Here is a 16,897-nt window from a genome sequence, read left to right as displayed (position 1 = left end):
CTTCCTCGCTCGAACGAGGCTCGAACCATGTCTTTGCGCTCGAAGTCCAAGAGCCACAGGCTAACACAGGCAGGTTTTGCATCTGCGCCCCTCGAATTCACTCCCCTCGCCGAAAGTGAACATACAACTGCACACCAATATGTATGATTACCGCCACACGTGGCTTCGAGTGCCAGAGCGGCCACCTGACCAGCCCCTCCGAAAGACGAGGTTCGACAAGTGACCAACCTTCAACCCCGAAAAATGGACTTCGGATTCGAGGATCAGGACGTTCCCTTCCTGTGGAACCCGGAGAATCCGGCCTGGTCGAGCATGTCCAACGCGGTCTCGTTCCTGGCCATCGGTTTCGAGAAGATGATCGTGAAGATGATCATGCAGACCAAGTCGCGGATCAGCGATCCTGAAGTGGCCGAGGAAGCCGTGGCGTTCATGCGTCAGGAAGGCCATCACTCGACCGCGCACCGCCAGCATGTGAAGGCTCTGATCAGGCGCTACCCCGGACTACAGAACACGCTCGACGCTGTGATCGGTGAATTCGATCTACTGACCGAGGCGACCTCGCTGAACTACCGGCTTGCATACACCGCGGACCTGGAGGCGACCTTCACTCCGGTGTTCAAGCTGATGCTCGACAACGAGGCGACCTTGTTCCGCCCGGGAGACGACCGCGTCGCGTCGCTGTTCATCTGGCACTTCGTCGAGGAGGTCGAGCATCGCAGCTCGGCTCTGATCATCTTCAATTCCGTTGTCGGAAGCGAGCTTTACCGGATGCGGATGGCACCGTCGATCTTCGCGCACGTGATGAAGGTGATTCGTATCGCCTGCGCAGGCTTCAACCAGCACGTTCCGCTCTCCGAGCGGCAAGTCGACTCACTGTCGATGTTCGCCACCCACCGCACCAAGCAGAAGATTCTGACGTCGTTCGCTCCGTATCTGACCAAGGGCACGATGCCTCGCGCCTTCGATCACCTTCAACTCGGAGAACAACTCGTTGCACTCGGCGGTGTCTTCCGCAGCCAGATGCCCAATCACAACCCGGACCACGAGAAACTCCCCGCACTCGCCGACCAGTGGTTCAAGCGTTACGACGACGGCTACGACTGCACACGCTGGTACACCGCCGAATCTCAGGCACAAGCCGAGTCGATCACGTCAGGGGCCAACTGATGGCAGAACACTGCTCCCCCACGTTTTCCCAGCTCGCAACAGAACTCGGTTTCTCCTGTCAGGAAGCAGGTGGACTCGTCGAGTTCCGTAACCCGGCGGCGCTGGAGAACTGGACCCTGCCCGTCCTCGAATGGACCATCATCGTCGGCTCGGTGCTCGCACTGGTCCTGGCGATCGTGCGGTTGCGCCGCAACGGCGACCCCACCAATCTGGTTCTCTGGTTCGGCGCCACCGCCTACCTGTTCATCATCGAGCCTCCGCTGTACTTCCCGGCGGCGTTCGGCATCGAAGAACAAGTGGACACGATGTTCGCGCACAACGTGTTCACCGTCGACTTCATGTGGGGTCGACTGCCGCTGTACATCGTTGCCATCTATCCACTGATGGCGACGTTGGCCTTCGAAATAGTCAGAATGCTCGGCGTTTTCCGCAGATACGGTCCACTACTGGGCGCTGTCTGCGTCGGCTTCGTCCACCATGCGTTCTACGAAATCTTCGACCACCTGGGGCCCCAGTTGCGGTGGTGGGAGTGGTCGACGTCGAACCCGATCAACCAACCCATGTTCGACGCGGTTCCACTTCCCAGCGTGGTCGTCTTCGCCGCGCTGTGGCCGATGTCGTTGGCATTCTGCGTCCAGTACTTCGTCGGACGGCACGTCGATGCCGGCAAGCACTTCTCCGGACTTCAATTGGTATGGCGCACCATCGTGATCGGCCTGCTGGCCTCGCTGGGTACGTTCATTCTCCCGCTCCCGGCGACGGTCTTCGGTATAGGAAGCGACACTGTCCGCGGGTTCCTCTACGCCGCTGAACTTGCAGTCCTCACAGTGGTCGCGATCGTGGTTCTCGTCCGCCAATGGACGCACCTGCGCTCGGCAGATTCGAACACTCCTGCACACACCAACAGGTTCGTGCAGATCTACAGCGTGGTGTACCTGGTTGTCATGGCCGTCCTGTGGGCGAGTGCGCTTCCCGACTTCTTCGACGCGGTCGACGGTTCCACCAGCGCTGGAGATCCCATCGGGAACCTCTGGTACACAGTGGCGTGCTTCGTCATCGCAATCCTGTGCGTGAGCGCAACTTTCACCATTCCGAAGCGGAACTCCGGGACGGCCGACGCCGAGCTCCTCGGGGCAAACTCAGCGACTCCGGCTACCTAGGCGACCGGGACGAGACCGCTCGGGTCTCGTCCCGGTTTCTCGGTTTCACGGGACGCGGTGAGTCCACTCTTCGGTTCTGAACTTCGTGTCCACCAGCTTGCGCGCCTGCTCCAACTCCGAGTCCGTGTAATCGCTGTCGTGGGTGTCGTATTGACCTCGAAAGTGCTGCGCAAACGACTCCAGGATTGCTGCACGCGTCATTCCGGTCTGCGAACGCAGCGGATCGACGCGCTTGGCCGCACTCTTGGTTCCCTTGTCCGACATCTTCTCTCGTCCGATTCGCAACACCTGCGTCATCTTCTCAGCGTCGATGTCGTAGGCCATGGTCACGTGATGGAGCACAGTGCCGGACGCGAATCGCTTCTGAGCGGCGCCGGCGATCTTGCCCTTGTCCGAGGCGATATCGTTGAGCGGCACATACCGAGCGTTGATACCGACCTCGGCAAGCGCTCCCATGACCCACTGATCGAGAAACGCGTAGGACTGCTCGAAACTCAAACCCTCGACCAATGACGCCGGTACTGCCAACGAGTACGTGATGCAGTTGCCCGGTTCCATGAACATCGCGCCGCCACCGGAGATTCGGCGCACCACCCCGATGCCGTACCGCGCAGCCGCCTCGGAGTCGACCTCGTTACGCACGGACTGGAACGATCCGATCACGACCAAGGGCGAGTCCCAGTCCCAGAAACGCAATGTCGGCGGACGCTCACCCGATGCGACCTCACGCGCGATGACCTCGTCCAGCGCGACGTGCATCGCGGGATCGAGAACCACCGGCGGGATGAGGTCGAAGGTGTGATCCGCCCAGCTCGTGGCGTGGCCGAGTGCGCGCCGGATCGCGATGCCGACCGACTGCGGCGTGAAGCCGATCATCGAGACGGACTCGTCGAGCGCAGTGGATATGGCATGCGCCAACTGTTCTGCATCCGAGTCGGCGGGCATTCCGCGCAACGCCGCGTTGATGTCGTCGAGCGCGCTGTCGGGCTCGAGGAAGAAGTCCCCCGAGACTGCGACTTCGGACAGCCGACCGTCCGCCACCTCGACGTCGACCGCGACCAGTTTTCCACCAGGAACCTTGTACTCTCCACGCATCCGTCCAGCCTATCCCTGCGGGATTCTCTGCGGTGAGCGCCGTCGAAGATCACACCCCGCGCGCAGTGCGCATCTGTTCGGAAGGCAGGGCGATCAAGTAACCACACCTGTAAGTCGCTGCGGGGCTGCACAATCGCGCGGACGGGACCGCACGTGTCGACCCCTGGCAATTTGGCCGAGCAACGGCCCTGCTTCTGCCGACAGGCGAGATGATCTCTGTGGTGGGAGGATTGCCGCAACGAGCCAACTCCCTGGCGAGCCACAACGGAGGTAGACATGAAGGTCCCGGCGTTCCACTCGACGGTTCCTTCGGATCTCGACGTCTATCACGACAACGAAAGCTGCATTTTGGCCGCGCGCATCGCAGTGTCCCATCGTGCGCCCGGAGTCGACGGCCGACCGTGGTGCACTGCGTGTGCGTCTTTGGACTGACGAGCGACCACCAGCTCACTCACACCCACGTCGCCGATTCGGGGACAACCCCGTTGGCCCGAGCATTCGCATCGATGACAGCGCGGAGCCACACTGTCAGACCGGTCTCGACCTGCTCGTAGAACGCGGTGAATCCCGGATCGGCCACGTACATCCGTCCCAGACACACCTGCATCGAATGTGTGCAGTCGAAGTAAACCCCGATCGACGCTCGGTGCCGTTCTGCCAGCAAATTCGCCTCGGCGCTTCCCGGTTCGACACCGGATCGGCAGGCCAGCGCCAGATTTTCGTTGAGCGTCTCGACGCAGTCGGCGATCTTCTGCCAATCCTCAGCGGTCCTACCCGCCGACCGTTCCGCGTGCTGCGCCCACTGCGCACTGTCACCCCAACGCTCGTGCGCCTCAGGTCCCCATGACGGCTGCCAGTGTCGGCCGAAGATCGAGACCTGCTCGTGTGCCGGCAACAGCACACCCGACTTCCTGGCATCGATGATGCGATCCAAGGACTCGCCCAGTTCCTCCAAGTCGGCTATCCGTTGCCGCAACTCGGCGCGCTGCCCACGCAGCGTCTCGTCCACGTGGGCTGCGGGCGCATCGAGCAATATCCTGATCTCGTCGAGCGACAAACCCACGTCACGGTAGACAAGCACCCGGCCGATGCGGCCGAGGTCCGCGTCGGTGTACTGCCGGTAGCCCCCGTCACTGCGCCCGGACGGACGCACCAAACCGATTGCGTCCCAATGATGGAGGGTACGTACGGTTATGCCTAGTCGTGATGCGGCAGCACCGACAGTGAGAGCACTGTCTGCCTCGTCTCCGAAGAGTTGGTCCGTCACGTGATCCAGTCTGACAGACGCGGTTCGGGAGGCCACAGCGTCAGACCTCGGTTCAGTCGTCGGGTCCGTCAATTCCCATCCCTCGCAGATGCTCGGCCTCGGCACTGTTCGGGTCGTACGGACGAGCGGCCGTCATGATCACGCGCGCGTTCTCCGGTGTCACAATCTCCAACTCCAGTGAATTCCACGGCTTCAGATGTGGACCGCTGGTGCATCCGGGCCGCAATTCCTCACACGCCTGTGCTATCTGGTCCATCTGACTCAGCACACACGCAAAGCTCACACTGACGGACGGTGGTGAATCTGCACATTCGCCGGGCACGAGCAGAACGTCTTGAAATGCCCAGCGTCGCAGGTGCGTCAGTCGATCCGGTACCGAAAAGAGGTCGAAGAAACCGAGCCCACGGATCCAGAAGTCGGCAGATTCGGCCAGATCCGATGTCGGAACCGACACGAACATGGGCATTCCGTAGAGACCTCGGAACTGTTCCGGAGGCACGGCGTCTATAGCGGGGACAGGGACGGGGCTGATGTCGAATGCTGGGTAAGTATCGGTCATGAAGTCATCGTGAGCCCTCACGCTACGTCAGGGTCAAATCGTGTGAAATCCGATCGAACCAGATTGCGCGATCACACCGAGCGTGCGAATGCGCCGTCGTCTGCGAATACCCGTTGGGCAAAGCGTTCGCCGATGAGACGGTGCGTCGCAGCGTCCGGATGGAGCTGATCGGGAAGCGGCAACTCTTCGTTCTCGGCCGCACCATAGAGATCGCACCCGTCGACGTAATGCAGATTGGGATCATCCGCCGATCGCTGGGTTACGATGCGCGCCAACTCTTCCCGAATAGAGCGCAGCGTCAGCTTTCCGGCTGCGCGCTCGGCGGGATCGCCGGTAGCAACGAATCGCATTTCGCCTCTGGCAAGCGCGTCGAAATCGAATGCACCAGGTCCAGGCGTGTCTTCGTGAATCGGGCAATAGACAGGCGAGACGACCAGCAGTGGAGCCACTGGATGACCGTCGCGGACCGTGTCGAGGAAGCCGTGCATTGCCGACGTGAAGGCCCGCAGGCGCATCACGTCGGAGTTGACCAGATTGATGCCCATCTTGATGCTGATGAGGTCGGCAGGAGTGTCTCGCATAGCGCGGGCGACGTACTGGTCCAGCAGAGCGCTGCCGCTGAACCCGAGGTTGATCAGATCCACGCCGCCGAGGGAGGCTGCGAGAGCAGGCCAAGTGCGGGAGGGACTTTCAGCGCCGGAGCCTTGACTGATCGAGCTTCCGTGATGGAGCCACACATCACGCTTCGTGCCGACTGCGAGTTCGAGCGGGGCGTCGGTTCGCAATGCGACAAGTTCGGTGGTTTCGTTGTGCGGCAACCAGATCTCGACGGTCTTGGATCGCGCGGGCAAGTCCGCGAAGCGGATGGTGCTGACGGGTCCGGATTGTCTCTGAGCGGTACCGGTCGCCATGTCGATCGTCACCGTGTTGCCACCCTCAGCGATTGCGTGCCCGGTTGGTTCGCCGTCGACGATCAGGTCGTACACCCCTTGCGGCCTCGGCGGAGCACCGATGTAGATCATTTTCGTGGGCAGAGTGTCGAGTTCGATGGCCGTAGCGCTGGTTCGGAACACCAGCCGCACTCCGGACGGTTGTGATTGCGCCATTGCCATCTGCCCGTCAGCGAATTGCGTGCGAGCTCTGGCAGGCAGACGGTGTGTCAGCACACCGCGTTCGGTCCGCTCGAGCTCGAGGGCTCCGCGCACGATTTCCTCGGAAATTGCGGTAGTAATCCAGCTGCTCTGGCTGTTCATCTCATTCACCTGTAGATAAGTTGCGAAGGTTTTAACTACAGCACACAGTAATTTGCCTATACTATTTAGGCAAGCGGTTTCACTTCTCGACGAACAGGACCAACGGACATGCCTCGCGCAGGACTGACACCCGAACGCCTCGCCGTGGCGGGCGCCGAATTGGCCGACGAGGTGGGCTTCGAGCAGGTGACCGTATCGGCGGTCGCCAGAGCGTTCGACGTCAAGGTCGCAAGCCTGTACTCCCACGTGAAGAGTTCGAACGACCTCAAAACCAGAATCGCGCTGCTTGCCTTGGAAGAGATGGCCGACCAGGCTGCCGACGCCGTGGCCGGTCGGTCCGGCCGCGACGCCTTGACCGCCTTCGCGAACGTGTACCGCAACTACGCGAGGTCACACCCTGGTCGGTACGCCGCGTCACAGATGCGCCTCACCCCGGAGACCGCGGCCGCGAGCGCGGGTTTCAGACACTCGCAGATGATGCGATCGATTCTGCGCGGGTACAACCTCACCGATCTCGATCAGACCCACGCAGTTCGGTTGCTCGGCAGCGTTTTTCATGGGTACGCCAGCCTCGAGTTGGGTGGATCGTTCAGCCACAGTGCACCGGACAGCGCCGAAAGCTGGGCAAGAACCCTCGAGGCTCTCGATTCGATGCTGACCAATTGGCCAGCGTCGAGTCCATGACCAGGCGTGATTCTTGCGCGCCAAGTTCTTGCGCCACTTGGTGATCGCACACGGCCAAGAAACCTCGGGCCCACCCCAGGAGCGGCGCCACACAATCGCGCGCTCCCGCAACCACAGGTCGCACTGGGACAGAAGAAGGTCCGAGTAGGCAAGAAGCCGGGCGTGGAGCTCCGCTTAGAGGAGAAGCTTGGCGCGCAGAGAGTCGACAGTGCCCTGGTCGACGCCGAGGCCCTCCCGTACGTAAGTATCCATACCGCCGTAGAGCCGGTCCACCTGTGCATACGCCGCATCGAGCCACGACAGGTCCACCGCGTCGTCCCGGCCCAGGTACGTGTTCGACGCCATGAAATCGGCACTGATGAACTCACGCGGGACACCCAGAATGGTCAGCAGGATCGCGGTACCCCAACCGGTGCGGTCCTTCCCTGCACTGCAGTGGTAGACGGTTGCGCCGTCGGAGTTGTTCGCGATCGCAGTCAGCAGGTCACGGAAGGCGACATCGGAACCACGGTAGTTGACCATGAACGGGTAGCCGATGCTTTGGCCGATGTTCGAGGTTCCCTTGACTGCGCCGTCGATCAACGCGCGACCGAGGGTCAAGGGAACGAACTCGTGGAACGCGATGCCGTGTTCGATACTGACGACGTCGGCGACCTGGTAGGTGACCCCGGCGGGGATCCGATCGGGATCCTCCGCACGTTCGGAGGCGTTGCGCAGGTCGACGTCGAGGGTCAGGTTCGCGGCGGTGAGTTTTGCCAGATCAGTCTCATTGAGCGAGCTGAGCTTGTTGGAACGGAACACCAGGCCTGTCCGGACGGTCCTGCCATCGGTAGTCCGATACCCGCCGATGTCGCGGAAGTTCCGCGCCTCGTCGAGCCTGATCTCGGCCGCGGACGGCGGTGGGATCTCCGGCAGCGGCGGTTGCTCCCCGGACGATCCGAACTGACTCGAACCCAATTGCAGGTCGCCGCTCGAGGCGGAGGCGAGTGTGGGGCCTGTCAGGGCCGCACCCATGGCGACCAGCGCAGCGAGGGCGATTCCGAAAGGGCGCGCCCCTCGGCGGCGCGTGTAGACAGTTGTCACCTTCATCCTCTCATTCGCTGTGCGGGATACCCCGCGCCCCGCAAACTCCCGTGCGAGATTACAAGGGTGGCACGCTCCTCGTCCCGACTTTGCTCCAGAAACCGGACATGTGTTCAGGTGCCCGGCCAGCCGCCATCCTGCAGGAAGAAACTCTTGCCCGTCACTGCGTCGCCATCGACCACGCCGGGCCCGTTCGAACGACAGACCGCGGCCGCGGCGGCAGCCGTAACTGCACAGCGCCGAACAACTTCACTGTCGAGCAACTGCACGAATCTCCACCTCGAGCTGGTAACCGTTGGGACGAAATCAATCTCATGCGCTACCTGCCGTCGACCATGACCAGTGCAGGCTGAGGAATGTCGGACGAAGCGTCTGCGAGAGCAGCAAGAGTGCCGTCGAGCGCGACAAGGTCCGCACGACGACCCGGCGCCAAGATCCCCACCCGTCCTTCGTCATGGACCAAGTACGCACTGTCCACAGTCATGGCCTGCACTGCACGCTGCACTCCGATCCGTTGGTGGGCGCCAAGCACGGCACCGCCCATGGTCAGCCGATTCACAGCAGTCCTAATCGTCTGGAGGGGATCCATCGGCGTTATCGGGCAATCCGAGTGCAGCCCGAATTTCAAGCCGATGTCATCGGCGCACGCCAGCGGGTCCAGGTTGCCGGCTCTCTCAGGACCGAGGAAACGGTCACGGTGACGATCGCCCCAATGAAAAACATGGTTGACGAAAAAGCTCACCCCGATCTCGGCATCACGTATCGCCTCGAGATCCGCAGGCCTACTCACCTGGCAGTGCTCGATACGGTGCCGCGCTCGACGTCCGTCACTGCGGTGCGCACTGCGCAGCGCCGCGATGGCGGCGGCTACAGCCGCATCGCCGTTGGCGTGCACCGCGACCTGACCTCCCTCGCGGTGCACCTGGAGAACCATGTCGTCGAGTTGCTCCTGCGGATAGAGCAGATCACCGTGATGGTTCGGGCTGCAGGTATACGGAGTTCGCAAGGCTGCAGACAATCCTTGAATGGACCCATCCGCCCAGAATTTGGCGCCGGCCAGGCGGAAGCGTGACCCTGGGGCCGGTGCAGCCGTGAAAGCGATGTTCCTTTCCTCCAGTTCTGCGATCGCGAGATCACCCCGAAGGAAGCCAACCGTGTGCACGGGCATCTCGCCCATGGTGTCCAGGGCACGATAGGCGGCCAACTCCTGCATGCCCGCCGACAGGCCGACCCCTAAATCGTGGACGGTCGTGATTCCTCGCGAACGCGCCAGTGTCAAGCTACGCAGCAACGCGGTCTGCACCTCTGCCTGTGTCAGGTCTGGTATCGCGCCGCTCAACCGTGCCACGGCGTCGATTTCCCAGGCCATCCCTGTGAGCCTCCCGTCCGCCCCACGCGGAAACTGCGAGTCCCCGGGATCCACCGTCGATTCGTCGATGCCTGCAGTTGCAAGCGCAACAGTGTTTGCCACCGCAAAGTGCCCCGAGATGTGCAGAACGATGATCGGGCGGTCGGTGCAGACTGCGTCGAGGTCATCGCGTGTGAGATGGCGACCTTCTCGAAGTTGTGTGTCGTCGTACCCCCATCCACGTATCCAGCCGTGAGTGGGAGTGGAGTTCCGCAGAGCCCCTTGGATATCCGTGATCGAGGCGCACGGTGGCGTCCGGCAATCGGCCCATCCGTCAGTCAAGCCGGAGTAGGTCGGGTGAATGTGTGACTCGATCAGCCCCGGGATCACAGTAGCGCCGGCGAGATCGAGCCGACGAGTTTCCGGTCCGGCGTACTCCCCCATGTCCTTTCGACTTCCGGTGGCGACAACCAGGCCTCCATCGAGGACGAGCGCCTCAACCTGGGGTGACGCTGCGTCTTGGGTGAGGATTGCATCTGCGGTGAGTAGTGTCCGAGTCATCGGATATCCGCCTTCGTGGTCGGGGCTGCGGGGCAAGGCACTGGTGCCGATCGATTTTCTGCACGGAGGCCCGAAACCGCTTCGACAGGAGGCCACATCACTCGGGTGGCGGACACGAACAACACGTTCAGAACGAGCGCTGCGGCACCGATGTTCATGCCTTTGTCCGCCAACCACATCGATACCGTGCCGTGTGTGTCGAGGTACAGCCAGAGCACCAGCACGTCGCCGAGCACCACGCCCATCGCGAGCGCTGCCGGTCGCAGCTTCCATCCGAAGATCATCGTCGCGAACACCACCACGGCCTGGGTCACCCCGTAATACGCGGTATTCACCAGCGTCAGCAGCAATTGGGGTGCGGCGAGGGTGAGGATCAGCGACAGGCCGAGGTAGGCGACGATGACCCCGCGCACCCACACTCTCTGACGTGATTCGGGTATTCCAGGAACGATGTTTCGCGAGACGATCGAGCCGATTCCCAGCGCCGAGCCACACAGAACAACGATCGCGCACAGTGCCGCACCACCCGCCACCACTCCGGTCAGCCAGTCCGGGAGCACGAGACGGGACAGTTGCAGGAGCACCTCATTGGACTCTGCGCCCTCGAGCTTGTTGGGCAGCAATGAAATTGCGCCGAAGGCAGCAGCGACGAGGAAGGGATACATGAGCATGTACAGCGGGTTGAATCGGGCGACTCGCTTGAGGGTTGCCTCGGACTTCGCCGATAGCACCGCTTGCACGATGAAGGGGAAAACGAAAAAACCGAGTGACTGGAACACAATTGTGGTGAGAACGAAGGTCAGCGACGAACCGGTGACGGTGGATTGCGAGGCCTGCCCGGCCCCATGGGATGCCGCATCGGCAAAGAGCTTCGTGATACCGCCCGATTTGGCCGTGGCGGCCAGTCCGATCAGGATCGCTCCCAACAGCAGAGCTGCGTCCTTGACGTAAGACACGAACGCCGGTGCACGCACACCCGAAAGCAGGAGGAAGAGCAGAGCAAGCGCAGCGCCGACGAAAACCGCCACCGTCGGGTTGATGGTGATGCCAAGTCCGCTCAGTGCGACCTGGAGGCCGGCAAGCTGCAACTGCCCCCAGGGAATGAGGAAGACTACCGAGGCAATCGCGATTGTCAGTTCCAACCCGCGCGACCGAAAGTGCCGCCCTGCCACATCGGGCAGCGTCATCGCGTTATACCGCTTGCCTGCCCGCCAGAGATAGGGCGCAAAGAAGTATCCGATCGGGTAGGCAAGCAAGATGTATCCGATGAACCAGACGCCGTAGCTTGCCCCGTGGGCGTACACACCCCCGGGAAATCCAATGAGCGTGCCGATGCTGTAGGCCTCACCTGCTCCCAGGATGAAAACCAGCACGGGACCGAAAGACCGCCCGCCCACTAGGTAGTCGGAGATCTCTTTTTTGCTTCCACGGCGTGAAAGCACTCCGGCGCCGAGCGCGAGGAGTAGCACGAGCGTAAATGTTGCAGCGATCATGTCGGATCCCCGATCTCGGTCTTGGCCTGAGCCAGTTCGTTTCGTTCCGCTTCCTCGAAGTCCTTGCGGTCAAAGAACTTCCATGCCATGTGGAGACACAACGAGGTCAGCGGCATCCACAGGAAAAGCCACGCGAACAAAATGGGAAATCCGAGAACAGTCAGTTCGGATCCGGAGAGCGCAACTATCCCGCCCAGCACCCCGACGAACGGAACTCCGATTGCGAGCAAGGCACTCTTCGCCTCGTTGGACATGATTGTGGCTCCTTAGCCGTTGATCGATCCGGAGCAGATGAGGCGAGGGGCGTTTTGCCGTCGAATCGTCGTCCGGTCTAGCGTTGAGTGTGCCTCCCGTCACTATGGCGGGACCATGGGTGAACCCCGGAATCCACGACGCTCGTTCGTGAAATTCACGGGACGCAAGACCAAGCACGCACAAAGGAGTAACCCCGTGGACGTAACCGACGTCGAAGAAGAAGACACGATCCGACGGTTGTGTCGCGAGGTTTCCGACGAGCTCGAAGCGCTCACCGAGCGCGCGGTACAACAGATTCGCAGCGAACTCCCGGCCTACTCCGCGGTACCAGTGGCCGAGCAAGGCAACTACATCCGCAAACAGTTGTCCGCAATGCTGTGTGCCGTCGCCGAGAACGAAACGATCACCACAGAAGACACCGACCGAAACCGCGAACTCGGGCGCCGTCGCGCGATGCAAGGGCTCCCCCTCTCCGATGTCATCGAGACCTATCACATTGCATCTCGTGAGCTCTGGGACACGATGGTCCAGCGGTCCACGAAACCAACACACGAGCTGCTGCAAGCAGGCGGCAAACTCTGGGACCTCGTTCACGCCGCGACGAGCGCAGTCGCAGTCGGACACTCCGAGGCAACGCGCAGCGAGCAGGCCATCCGCGCCGGCGTTCGATACCGATTCTTCGAAACACTGCACAGTGCAACGGATATGGAACTGAGCAACGCCCGAGAGCTGGCACAAACCCTCGGATTCGATACACAGAAATCGTTCCAAGCACTGTCGGCCGTCGAGGACGAATGGTCAGAAGCACAAGTGGAACACCTGCAACGAACCCTGGATTCCGTGCATGTTGTCGCGCATTGCAGTCGACATGGCTCCCGAGTAATCGTGATGTGTCAGGGCGAACCAACCGAAGTCATCCACGCAATCATGCGAGATCATCCACGAACGTCACTAGGTATCGGGATGCCCCGGGTCGGGCTCGTCGGCGCAGCTCAAAGCATCACCGACGCCGAGCGCACATTGCAGTTGGCGACAGCGCCGGGCACGACGGTCAGTTTTGCCGACGAATGGCTCATCGCCACTCTTGCCACCCACCAGGACGAGCTGCTGCCGCTTCTACAGGCCGGGGCATCTGTGGCCGAAGAGCACTCACATCTGATGGACGCCGTCCGCGCCTTCGCGCGAAGCGGGTTCTCTGTCAGCGCCGCCGCCCGTGACATCCACCTACATGCGAACTCTGTCACCTATCGACTCGACCGCTGGCAGCATCTGACTGGATGGGATGCGCGAACCCTCGACGGCCTGATGAAATCCATGGTGAGCCTCGAATTGTTTCATCGTAAAACGCTCGCCAAGATCTGACACCGAACACAGTCCGCTTTTCCTCGGCACACTGAACCGCGCCCGTGCTTGTCACGCGGGGTCGGAGTCGAGTCGATTCCGAAGCCAAGCACCCATATCTAGCGCAGCACGCCGGGCAACAGGCGTTGGATGGTTTGTAAATCCATGCGGGACATCAGGATAGAGACGCAAGTCGACGTCGTTTCCGGCCGCCGACAGTCGCGCCACCATGGCAAGGTTCTCTGCCAGGACCACGTCTTCTGATCCAACGACAACGAGGGTCGGCGGCAGGCCGCTGAGGTCGCCGAATGTCGGAGAAATATCCGGAAGAGTGCGATCATCGACATGGCCGACGTAGGCTTCGATGAAGTATTCGTCGCTGATGGTGCGGCCCGCGGGAGTCTGGGCACTGACGTCGTACGTGCCCGCTTCCAGCACCGCACCCGAAAATGCCTTGGCCAGACCTCGATCACGAAGGCGCAGCAACGTCGTCGTCACCAAGGTTGCTCCCGCCGACATGCCACCGATGGCGAGCCTGGTCGTCCCGAACCGTTCGGCAGCGACCTCAAGCAGCCACAAGGCGACTGCCTCACAATCGTCCGGCGCTGCCGGCCAAGGGAATTCCGGTGCAAGCCGGTAATCGACGGTAACCACTACTACCCCGACCTCGTCGGCAAGTCTCATGCTTCGGGCGTCAGCGCTGGCCGCTGAACTCATGTAGAAACCCCCACCCGGAAGATACAGATAGACCCCGTTGACATCGCCGTCTTTCGGAGTGACTACGCGCACCGAAACGGATCGGCCCTCGATGTCGAGTGTGTGTTCAACAGCCCGGCTCGCCGTGGGATCAACCACCCTGGATGCTCGCACCACAAGCAGTTCCTGCAGGGAACTCGGACCGACACCGGCAGGCCGCGACGCATAGAACGCTCGCGTACTCGCCAAATCGTCACGAGGCATTTGTTCGATCAGATCAGTCAATGCAAGCTTCACCAGGGCTCCCTCGGGTCGAGACTTGTCGACAATGATGACACCTCCAGCAGGAGCACGTGTCCGACGTGTTCTCGGCAACGCGGGGCCGTGACAGGTATGAGCAAACCGCGCCGGAAAGAGGTCTTCTCACGCTAGCCTCGACTCGGAATTGGACGTTTGTCTAGAAAGGTCGATGGATGCGTGCGCTGTTGCTTGCCACCCTCGCAATCCTGGTCCTCCAGATTGCAACTCCGGCGGCGAACGCTGCACCACCGGATCCGGGCTGGACTCTCCCCCAACTGACCGTCGCAGATCGAACGATCAAGGACGTCGACGGACGAACGGTGTTGCTCCGCGGCGTGAACGCCAACGGTCTCAATGACTACGCAACCAACGGCACCGGTCTACCCACCGTTACGCCGCTGGGAAGAACGGACTTCGCGCAGATGGCAGCGCTGGGCTTCAACGTCGTCCGACTCAACGTCGCGTGGTCCCTCCTGGAACCGACCCGCGGTGCATTCGACACTGCGTACGTCGACCGCGTTCGAGTAGCGGTCGAGGATGCAAAAGACCACGGCATCTACACCATTCTCGACATGCATCAGGATGCATGGGGCCCGTACGTCGGCACCCCGAGCGACCAGTCGTGCCCGTCTTTCATGGAGCCGGGAGTCGGCTGGGACGGCGCACCCGAGTGGGCAACCCTGACCGGCGGATGGACAACCTGCAACATCGGTGGACTCAGGGAAGCCGCACCCGCGATCGCCCATGCCTTCCAGGCGTTCTACGACGACGAGCAAGGAATCCAGAGTCGCCTCGTCGCGACGTGGGCGCGGTTGGCTGCCGAGTTCAAAGACGAACCAGCTGTAGCCGGATACGACCTGTTGAACGAACCGAACCCCGGCCTGCGCGATCCATTCACGGCAGCTGATCAGATCGGGCAGTTCTACAAGCGGGCTACCGACGCCATCAGACAGGCCGAAGCAGGAGGATTTCCACACCTCGTGTTCTTCGAGCCCAGCGCGATCTGGTCGGCTTTCGGCCTCGACGCGCTGCCTCCACGCCATTACCTGACCGATCCCCTGGTGGTCTTCTCGCCCCATCTCTACAGCGAATCGATAACGGTCAGTAGCGAATTTCCCGGAATCGAAGACGGATTCAAGATCGCCGACCTCGCTGCCGCCTGGTACGACGCACCGTTGTGGACAGGTGAATGGGGTTGGTTCGGCGACGCCGACGAGCAGAGAGCAGACGTCGACCGCTTCGTCGATGCCACCGACAAGTACCGGATGGGCGGCGCGTGGTGGTCGTGGACACAAGCGTGCGGTGACCCCCACCCGGTTCGCGACGGCAATACCCACCAGCCACAGGGAAATCTGAATCGCATCGACTGCCCGTCCGGTGAATCACTCGGGCTCGTAGAGGGATTCGCCGCGCCACTCTCGCGAGCGTATCCGCGGGCAGCGCCCGGCACGCTGACGGAGGTATCGCGTGACGGGTTTGACGGGAGCGGCACCGGACGGGTCGAGGCCTGGTACCCCGGCACCGACCGGCCACAGCTCGAGACCACGAATCTCTCCGACGTCCGACTGTCCCCGATCGAGGGCGGATGGCAACTGATCGGCCACGCCGACGGCGACTACGCGGTCAAGCGCGCCTGATCGAACGATCATCCGGGAATCGCGCGTTCACACCACGCGAAAGAGCGGGTATCAGAAGATTCCGCCAATTCCCTTGCCGATCAGAACAACTCCGACGACCAAGATCAACACACTCATCACCGTGGTGTTGTTGTCCTGGAGCCAGACTTTGAGATTGGCCAACGGCTTTCGCAGGCGATCAGCAGCCACCACGTATCCGATGACCGGGATCGCGACAGTTGAACTGGCGATGACCGTGAAGACGAGAATCGAGGTGATCGCTCCGCTGGTCGCCAACGACGCCGAGCCGATCGACACTCCGGCCGCGATGCACATGAGCAGGTTCTTCGGGTTGATCGCGGCGAGCGCGAATCCAAGGCCCAATCCCTTGGCCGCGGTCATCTCGTCGACGGCTTGCATCCACTTCGGTGTTTCGTGCTCGCCGCTGCGCCCCCGCCACTGCTTGACCCCGACGGCCAACAGAAGGACACCGAGAGCTAGTTTGATCCACGAAACCGTGGCGGACGGTCCGTCGTCTGACGTGCTGACGACACTGGACAAGATGACGAAAAGAACTGTAGCGATGAAGATTCCGAGTAACCAGCCCACCGCGAACCCGGCGCTGGTGCTACCCGCTCGCTTGGAGAGCAACATCAAGATAGTGGCGATGACGGCCACCGGCGACACGGCGACACCGACGGCCAATGGGAGAAGTTCTCCGACAACGGAACCCATGTCAAAACTCATTTCTGATTGCAGCAAGCAGGATAGGCGGTAGGCGAGAAAAGGCGCCCCTGTCCGCCACGACGGACAACAGAGCACAGCTGATACCGCTGCGCGACAATGCTGACACTGCGAGCGCCTGCGTAGTTGATGCCTCATTCGAAAGGGATGAGTGCCTGAACCGCAGGCCTCGATTCCCCACCGAAGATCGCGAAAAGACTTGGCTAACGGTGTGTCGGCTGCGCTCGCAGCAGAGCGCAGCCGACATCATCGAGGAGGATCACCAGACACAATCT

Annotated in this window: 17 protein-coding genes; 6 read left to right on the top strand and 11 right to left on the bottom strand. The window is 61.7% G+C overall.

Annotated elements, in window-relative coordinates:
* Positions 1-219 precede the first annotated feature (219 nt).
* Together KTR60_RS12865 and KTR60_RS12860 are read left to right on the top strand one after the other, a co-directional pair.
* The gene (locus tag KTR60_RS12865) at positions 220-1,167 is read left to right on the top strand and encodes a metal-dependent hydrolase (protein WP_030535581.1); all 948 of its coding nucleotides are present in this window, start codon (positions 220-222) and stop codon (positions 1,165-1,167) included.
* A complete protein-coding gene (locus KTR60_RS12860) occupies positions 1,167-2,327 on the top strand; it encodes a hypothetical protein (RefSeq protein ID WP_007735109.1) in 1,161 nt (386 codons plus the stop codon). The genes KTR60_RS12865 and KTR60_RS12860 overlap by 1 nt, the downstream gene beginning before the upstream one ends.
* 45 nt (positions 2,328-2,372) lie before the next feature.
* Here the strand turns inward: KTR60_RS12860 and KTR60_RS12855 are convergent, their stop codons facing one another.
* Complete coding sequence (locus KTR60_RS12855; RefSeq protein WP_003942269.1) at positions 2,373-3,422, bottom strand: lipoate--protein ligase family protein; 1,050 nt, start codon at positions 3,420-3,422, stop codon at positions 2,373-2,375.
* A 276-nt stretch (positions 3,423-3,698) separates the two neighbouring features.
* Between KTR60_RS12855 and KTR60_RS12850 the strand changes: the two genes are divergently transcribed.
* The gene (locus KTR60_RS12850) at positions 3,699-3,854 is read left to right on the top strand and encodes a hypothetical protein (protein WP_003942131.1); all 156 of its coding nucleotides are present in this window, start codon (positions 3,699-3,701) and stop codon (positions 3,852-3,854) included.
* Positions 3,855-3,873: 19 nt separating this feature from the next.
* Here the strand turns inward: KTR60_RS12850 and KTR60_RS12845 are convergent, their stop codons facing one another.
* From KTR60_RS12845 to KTR60_RS12835, 3 genes are all read right to left on the bottom strand, one after another.
* Positions 3,874-4,689 (bottom strand): MerR family transcriptional regulator, encoded by an 816-nt coding sequence (locus KTR60_RS12845; protein WP_052027951.1) that lies wholly within the window; start codon positions 4,687-4,689, stop codon positions 3,874-3,876.
* A gap of 52 nt (positions 4,690-4,741) precedes the next feature.
* A complete protein-coding gene (locus tag KTR60_RS12840) occupies positions 4,742-5,248 on the bottom strand; it encodes a glyoxalase/bleomycin resistance/dioxygenase family protein (RefSeq protein ID WP_039973461.1) in 507 nt (168 codons plus the stop codon).
* A 71-nt stretch (positions 5,249-5,319) separates the two neighbouring features.
* Complete coding sequence (locus tag KTR60_RS12835; RefSeq protein WP_007735106.1) at positions 5,320-6,501, bottom strand: GDSL-type esterase/lipase family protein; 1,182 nt, start codon at positions 6,499-6,501, stop codon at positions 5,320-5,322.
* A 108-nt stretch (positions 6,502-6,609) separates the two neighbouring features.
* On the opposite strand from KTR60_RS12835, the gene KTR60_RS12830 reads away from it, so the two are divergent.
* Positions 6,610-7,185, top strand: coding sequence for a TetR/AcrR family transcriptional regulator (locus KTR60_RS12830; protein ID WP_007735105.1), 576 nt, complete (start codon positions 6,610-6,612; stop codon positions 7,183-7,185).
* Between the two features lie 174 nt (positions 7,186-7,359).
* On the opposite strand, the gene KTR60_RS12825 is transcribed toward KTR60_RS12830, so the two are convergent.
* The 5 genes from KTR60_RS12825 to KTR60_RS12805 form a co-directional block, all read right to left on the bottom strand.
* Positions 7,360-8,274 (bottom strand): tyrosine-protein phosphatase, encoded by a 915-nt coding sequence (locus KTR60_RS12825; protein WP_007735104.1) that lies wholly within the window; start codon positions 8,272-8,274, stop codon positions 7,360-7,362.
* 107 nt (positions 8,275-8,381) lie between these two features.
* Positions 8,382-8,537 carry a hypothetical protein gene (locus tag KTR60_RS12820; protein WP_157770401.1) on the bottom strand — a complete coding sequence of 52 codons (156 nt, stop codon included), beginning with the start codon at positions 8,535-8,537 and terminating at the stop codon, positions 8,382-8,384.
* A 50-nt stretch (positions 8,538-8,587) separates the two neighbouring features.
* Positions 8,588-10,177 carry an amidohydrolase gene (locus tag KTR60_RS12815; protein WP_007735103.1) on the bottom strand — a complete coding sequence of 530 codons (1,590 nt, stop codon included), beginning with the start codon at positions 10,175-10,177 and terminating at the stop codon, positions 8,588-8,590.
* On the bottom strand, positions 10,174-11,670 hold the full coding sequence (locus tag KTR60_RS12810) for a sodium:solute symporter family protein (protein ID WP_030535588.1): 1,497 nt from the start codon (positions 11,668-11,670) through the stop codon (positions 10,174-10,176). Before KTR60_RS12810 ends, KTR60_RS12815 begins: the two co-directional genes overlap by 4 nt.
* Positions 11,667-11,924 (bottom strand): DUF3311 domain-containing protein, encoded by a 258-nt coding sequence (locus KTR60_RS12805; RefSeq protein ID WP_003942271.1) that lies wholly within the window; start codon positions 11,922-11,924, stop codon positions 11,667-11,669. The genes KTR60_RS12810 and KTR60_RS12805 overlap by 4 nt, the downstream gene beginning before the upstream one ends.
* Before the next feature lie 196 nt (positions 11,925-12,120).
* On the opposite strand from KTR60_RS12805, the gene KTR60_RS12800 reads away from it, so the two are divergent.
* Complete coding sequence (locus tag KTR60_RS12800) at positions 12,121-13,287, top strand: PucR family transcriptional regulator (protein ID WP_007735099.1); 1,167 nt, start codon at positions 12,121-12,123, stop codon at positions 13,285-13,287.
* 51 nt (positions 13,288-13,338) lie between these two features.
* On the opposite strand, the gene KTR60_RS12795 is transcribed toward KTR60_RS12800, so the two are convergent.
* Positions 13,339-14,259: an alpha/beta hydrolase gene (locus tag KTR60_RS12795; protein ID WP_030535590.1), complete on the bottom strand. Its 921-nt coding sequence runs from the start codon at positions 14,257-14,259 to the stop codon at positions 13,339-13,341.
* A gap of 176 nt (positions 14,260-14,435) precedes the next feature.
* Between KTR60_RS12795 and KTR60_RS12790 the strand changes: the two genes are divergently transcribed.
* Positions 14,436-15,899, top strand: coding sequence for a glycoside hydrolase family 5 protein (locus tag KTR60_RS12790; protein WP_030535591.1), 1,464 nt, complete (start codon positions 14,436-14,438; stop codon positions 15,897-15,899).
* Positions 15,900-15,950: 51 nt separating this feature from the next.
* On the opposite strand, the gene KTR60_RS12785 is transcribed toward KTR60_RS12790, so the two are convergent.
* On the bottom strand, positions 15,951-16,613 hold the full coding sequence (locus KTR60_RS12785) for a GAP family protein (RefSeq protein ID WP_030535592.1): 663 nt from the start codon (positions 16,611-16,613) through the stop codon (positions 15,951-15,953).
* Between the last annotated feature and the right edge of the window lie 284 nt (positions 16,614-16,897).

This window comes from Rhodococcus sp. C1 (assembly GCF_020809065.1).
Lineage (GTDB): Bacteria > Actinomycetota > Actinomycetes > Mycobacteriales > Mycobacteriaceae > Rhodococcus_F > Rhodococcus_F qingshengii.
This window is presented reverse-complemented; position numbering and strand designations above follow the sequence as displayed.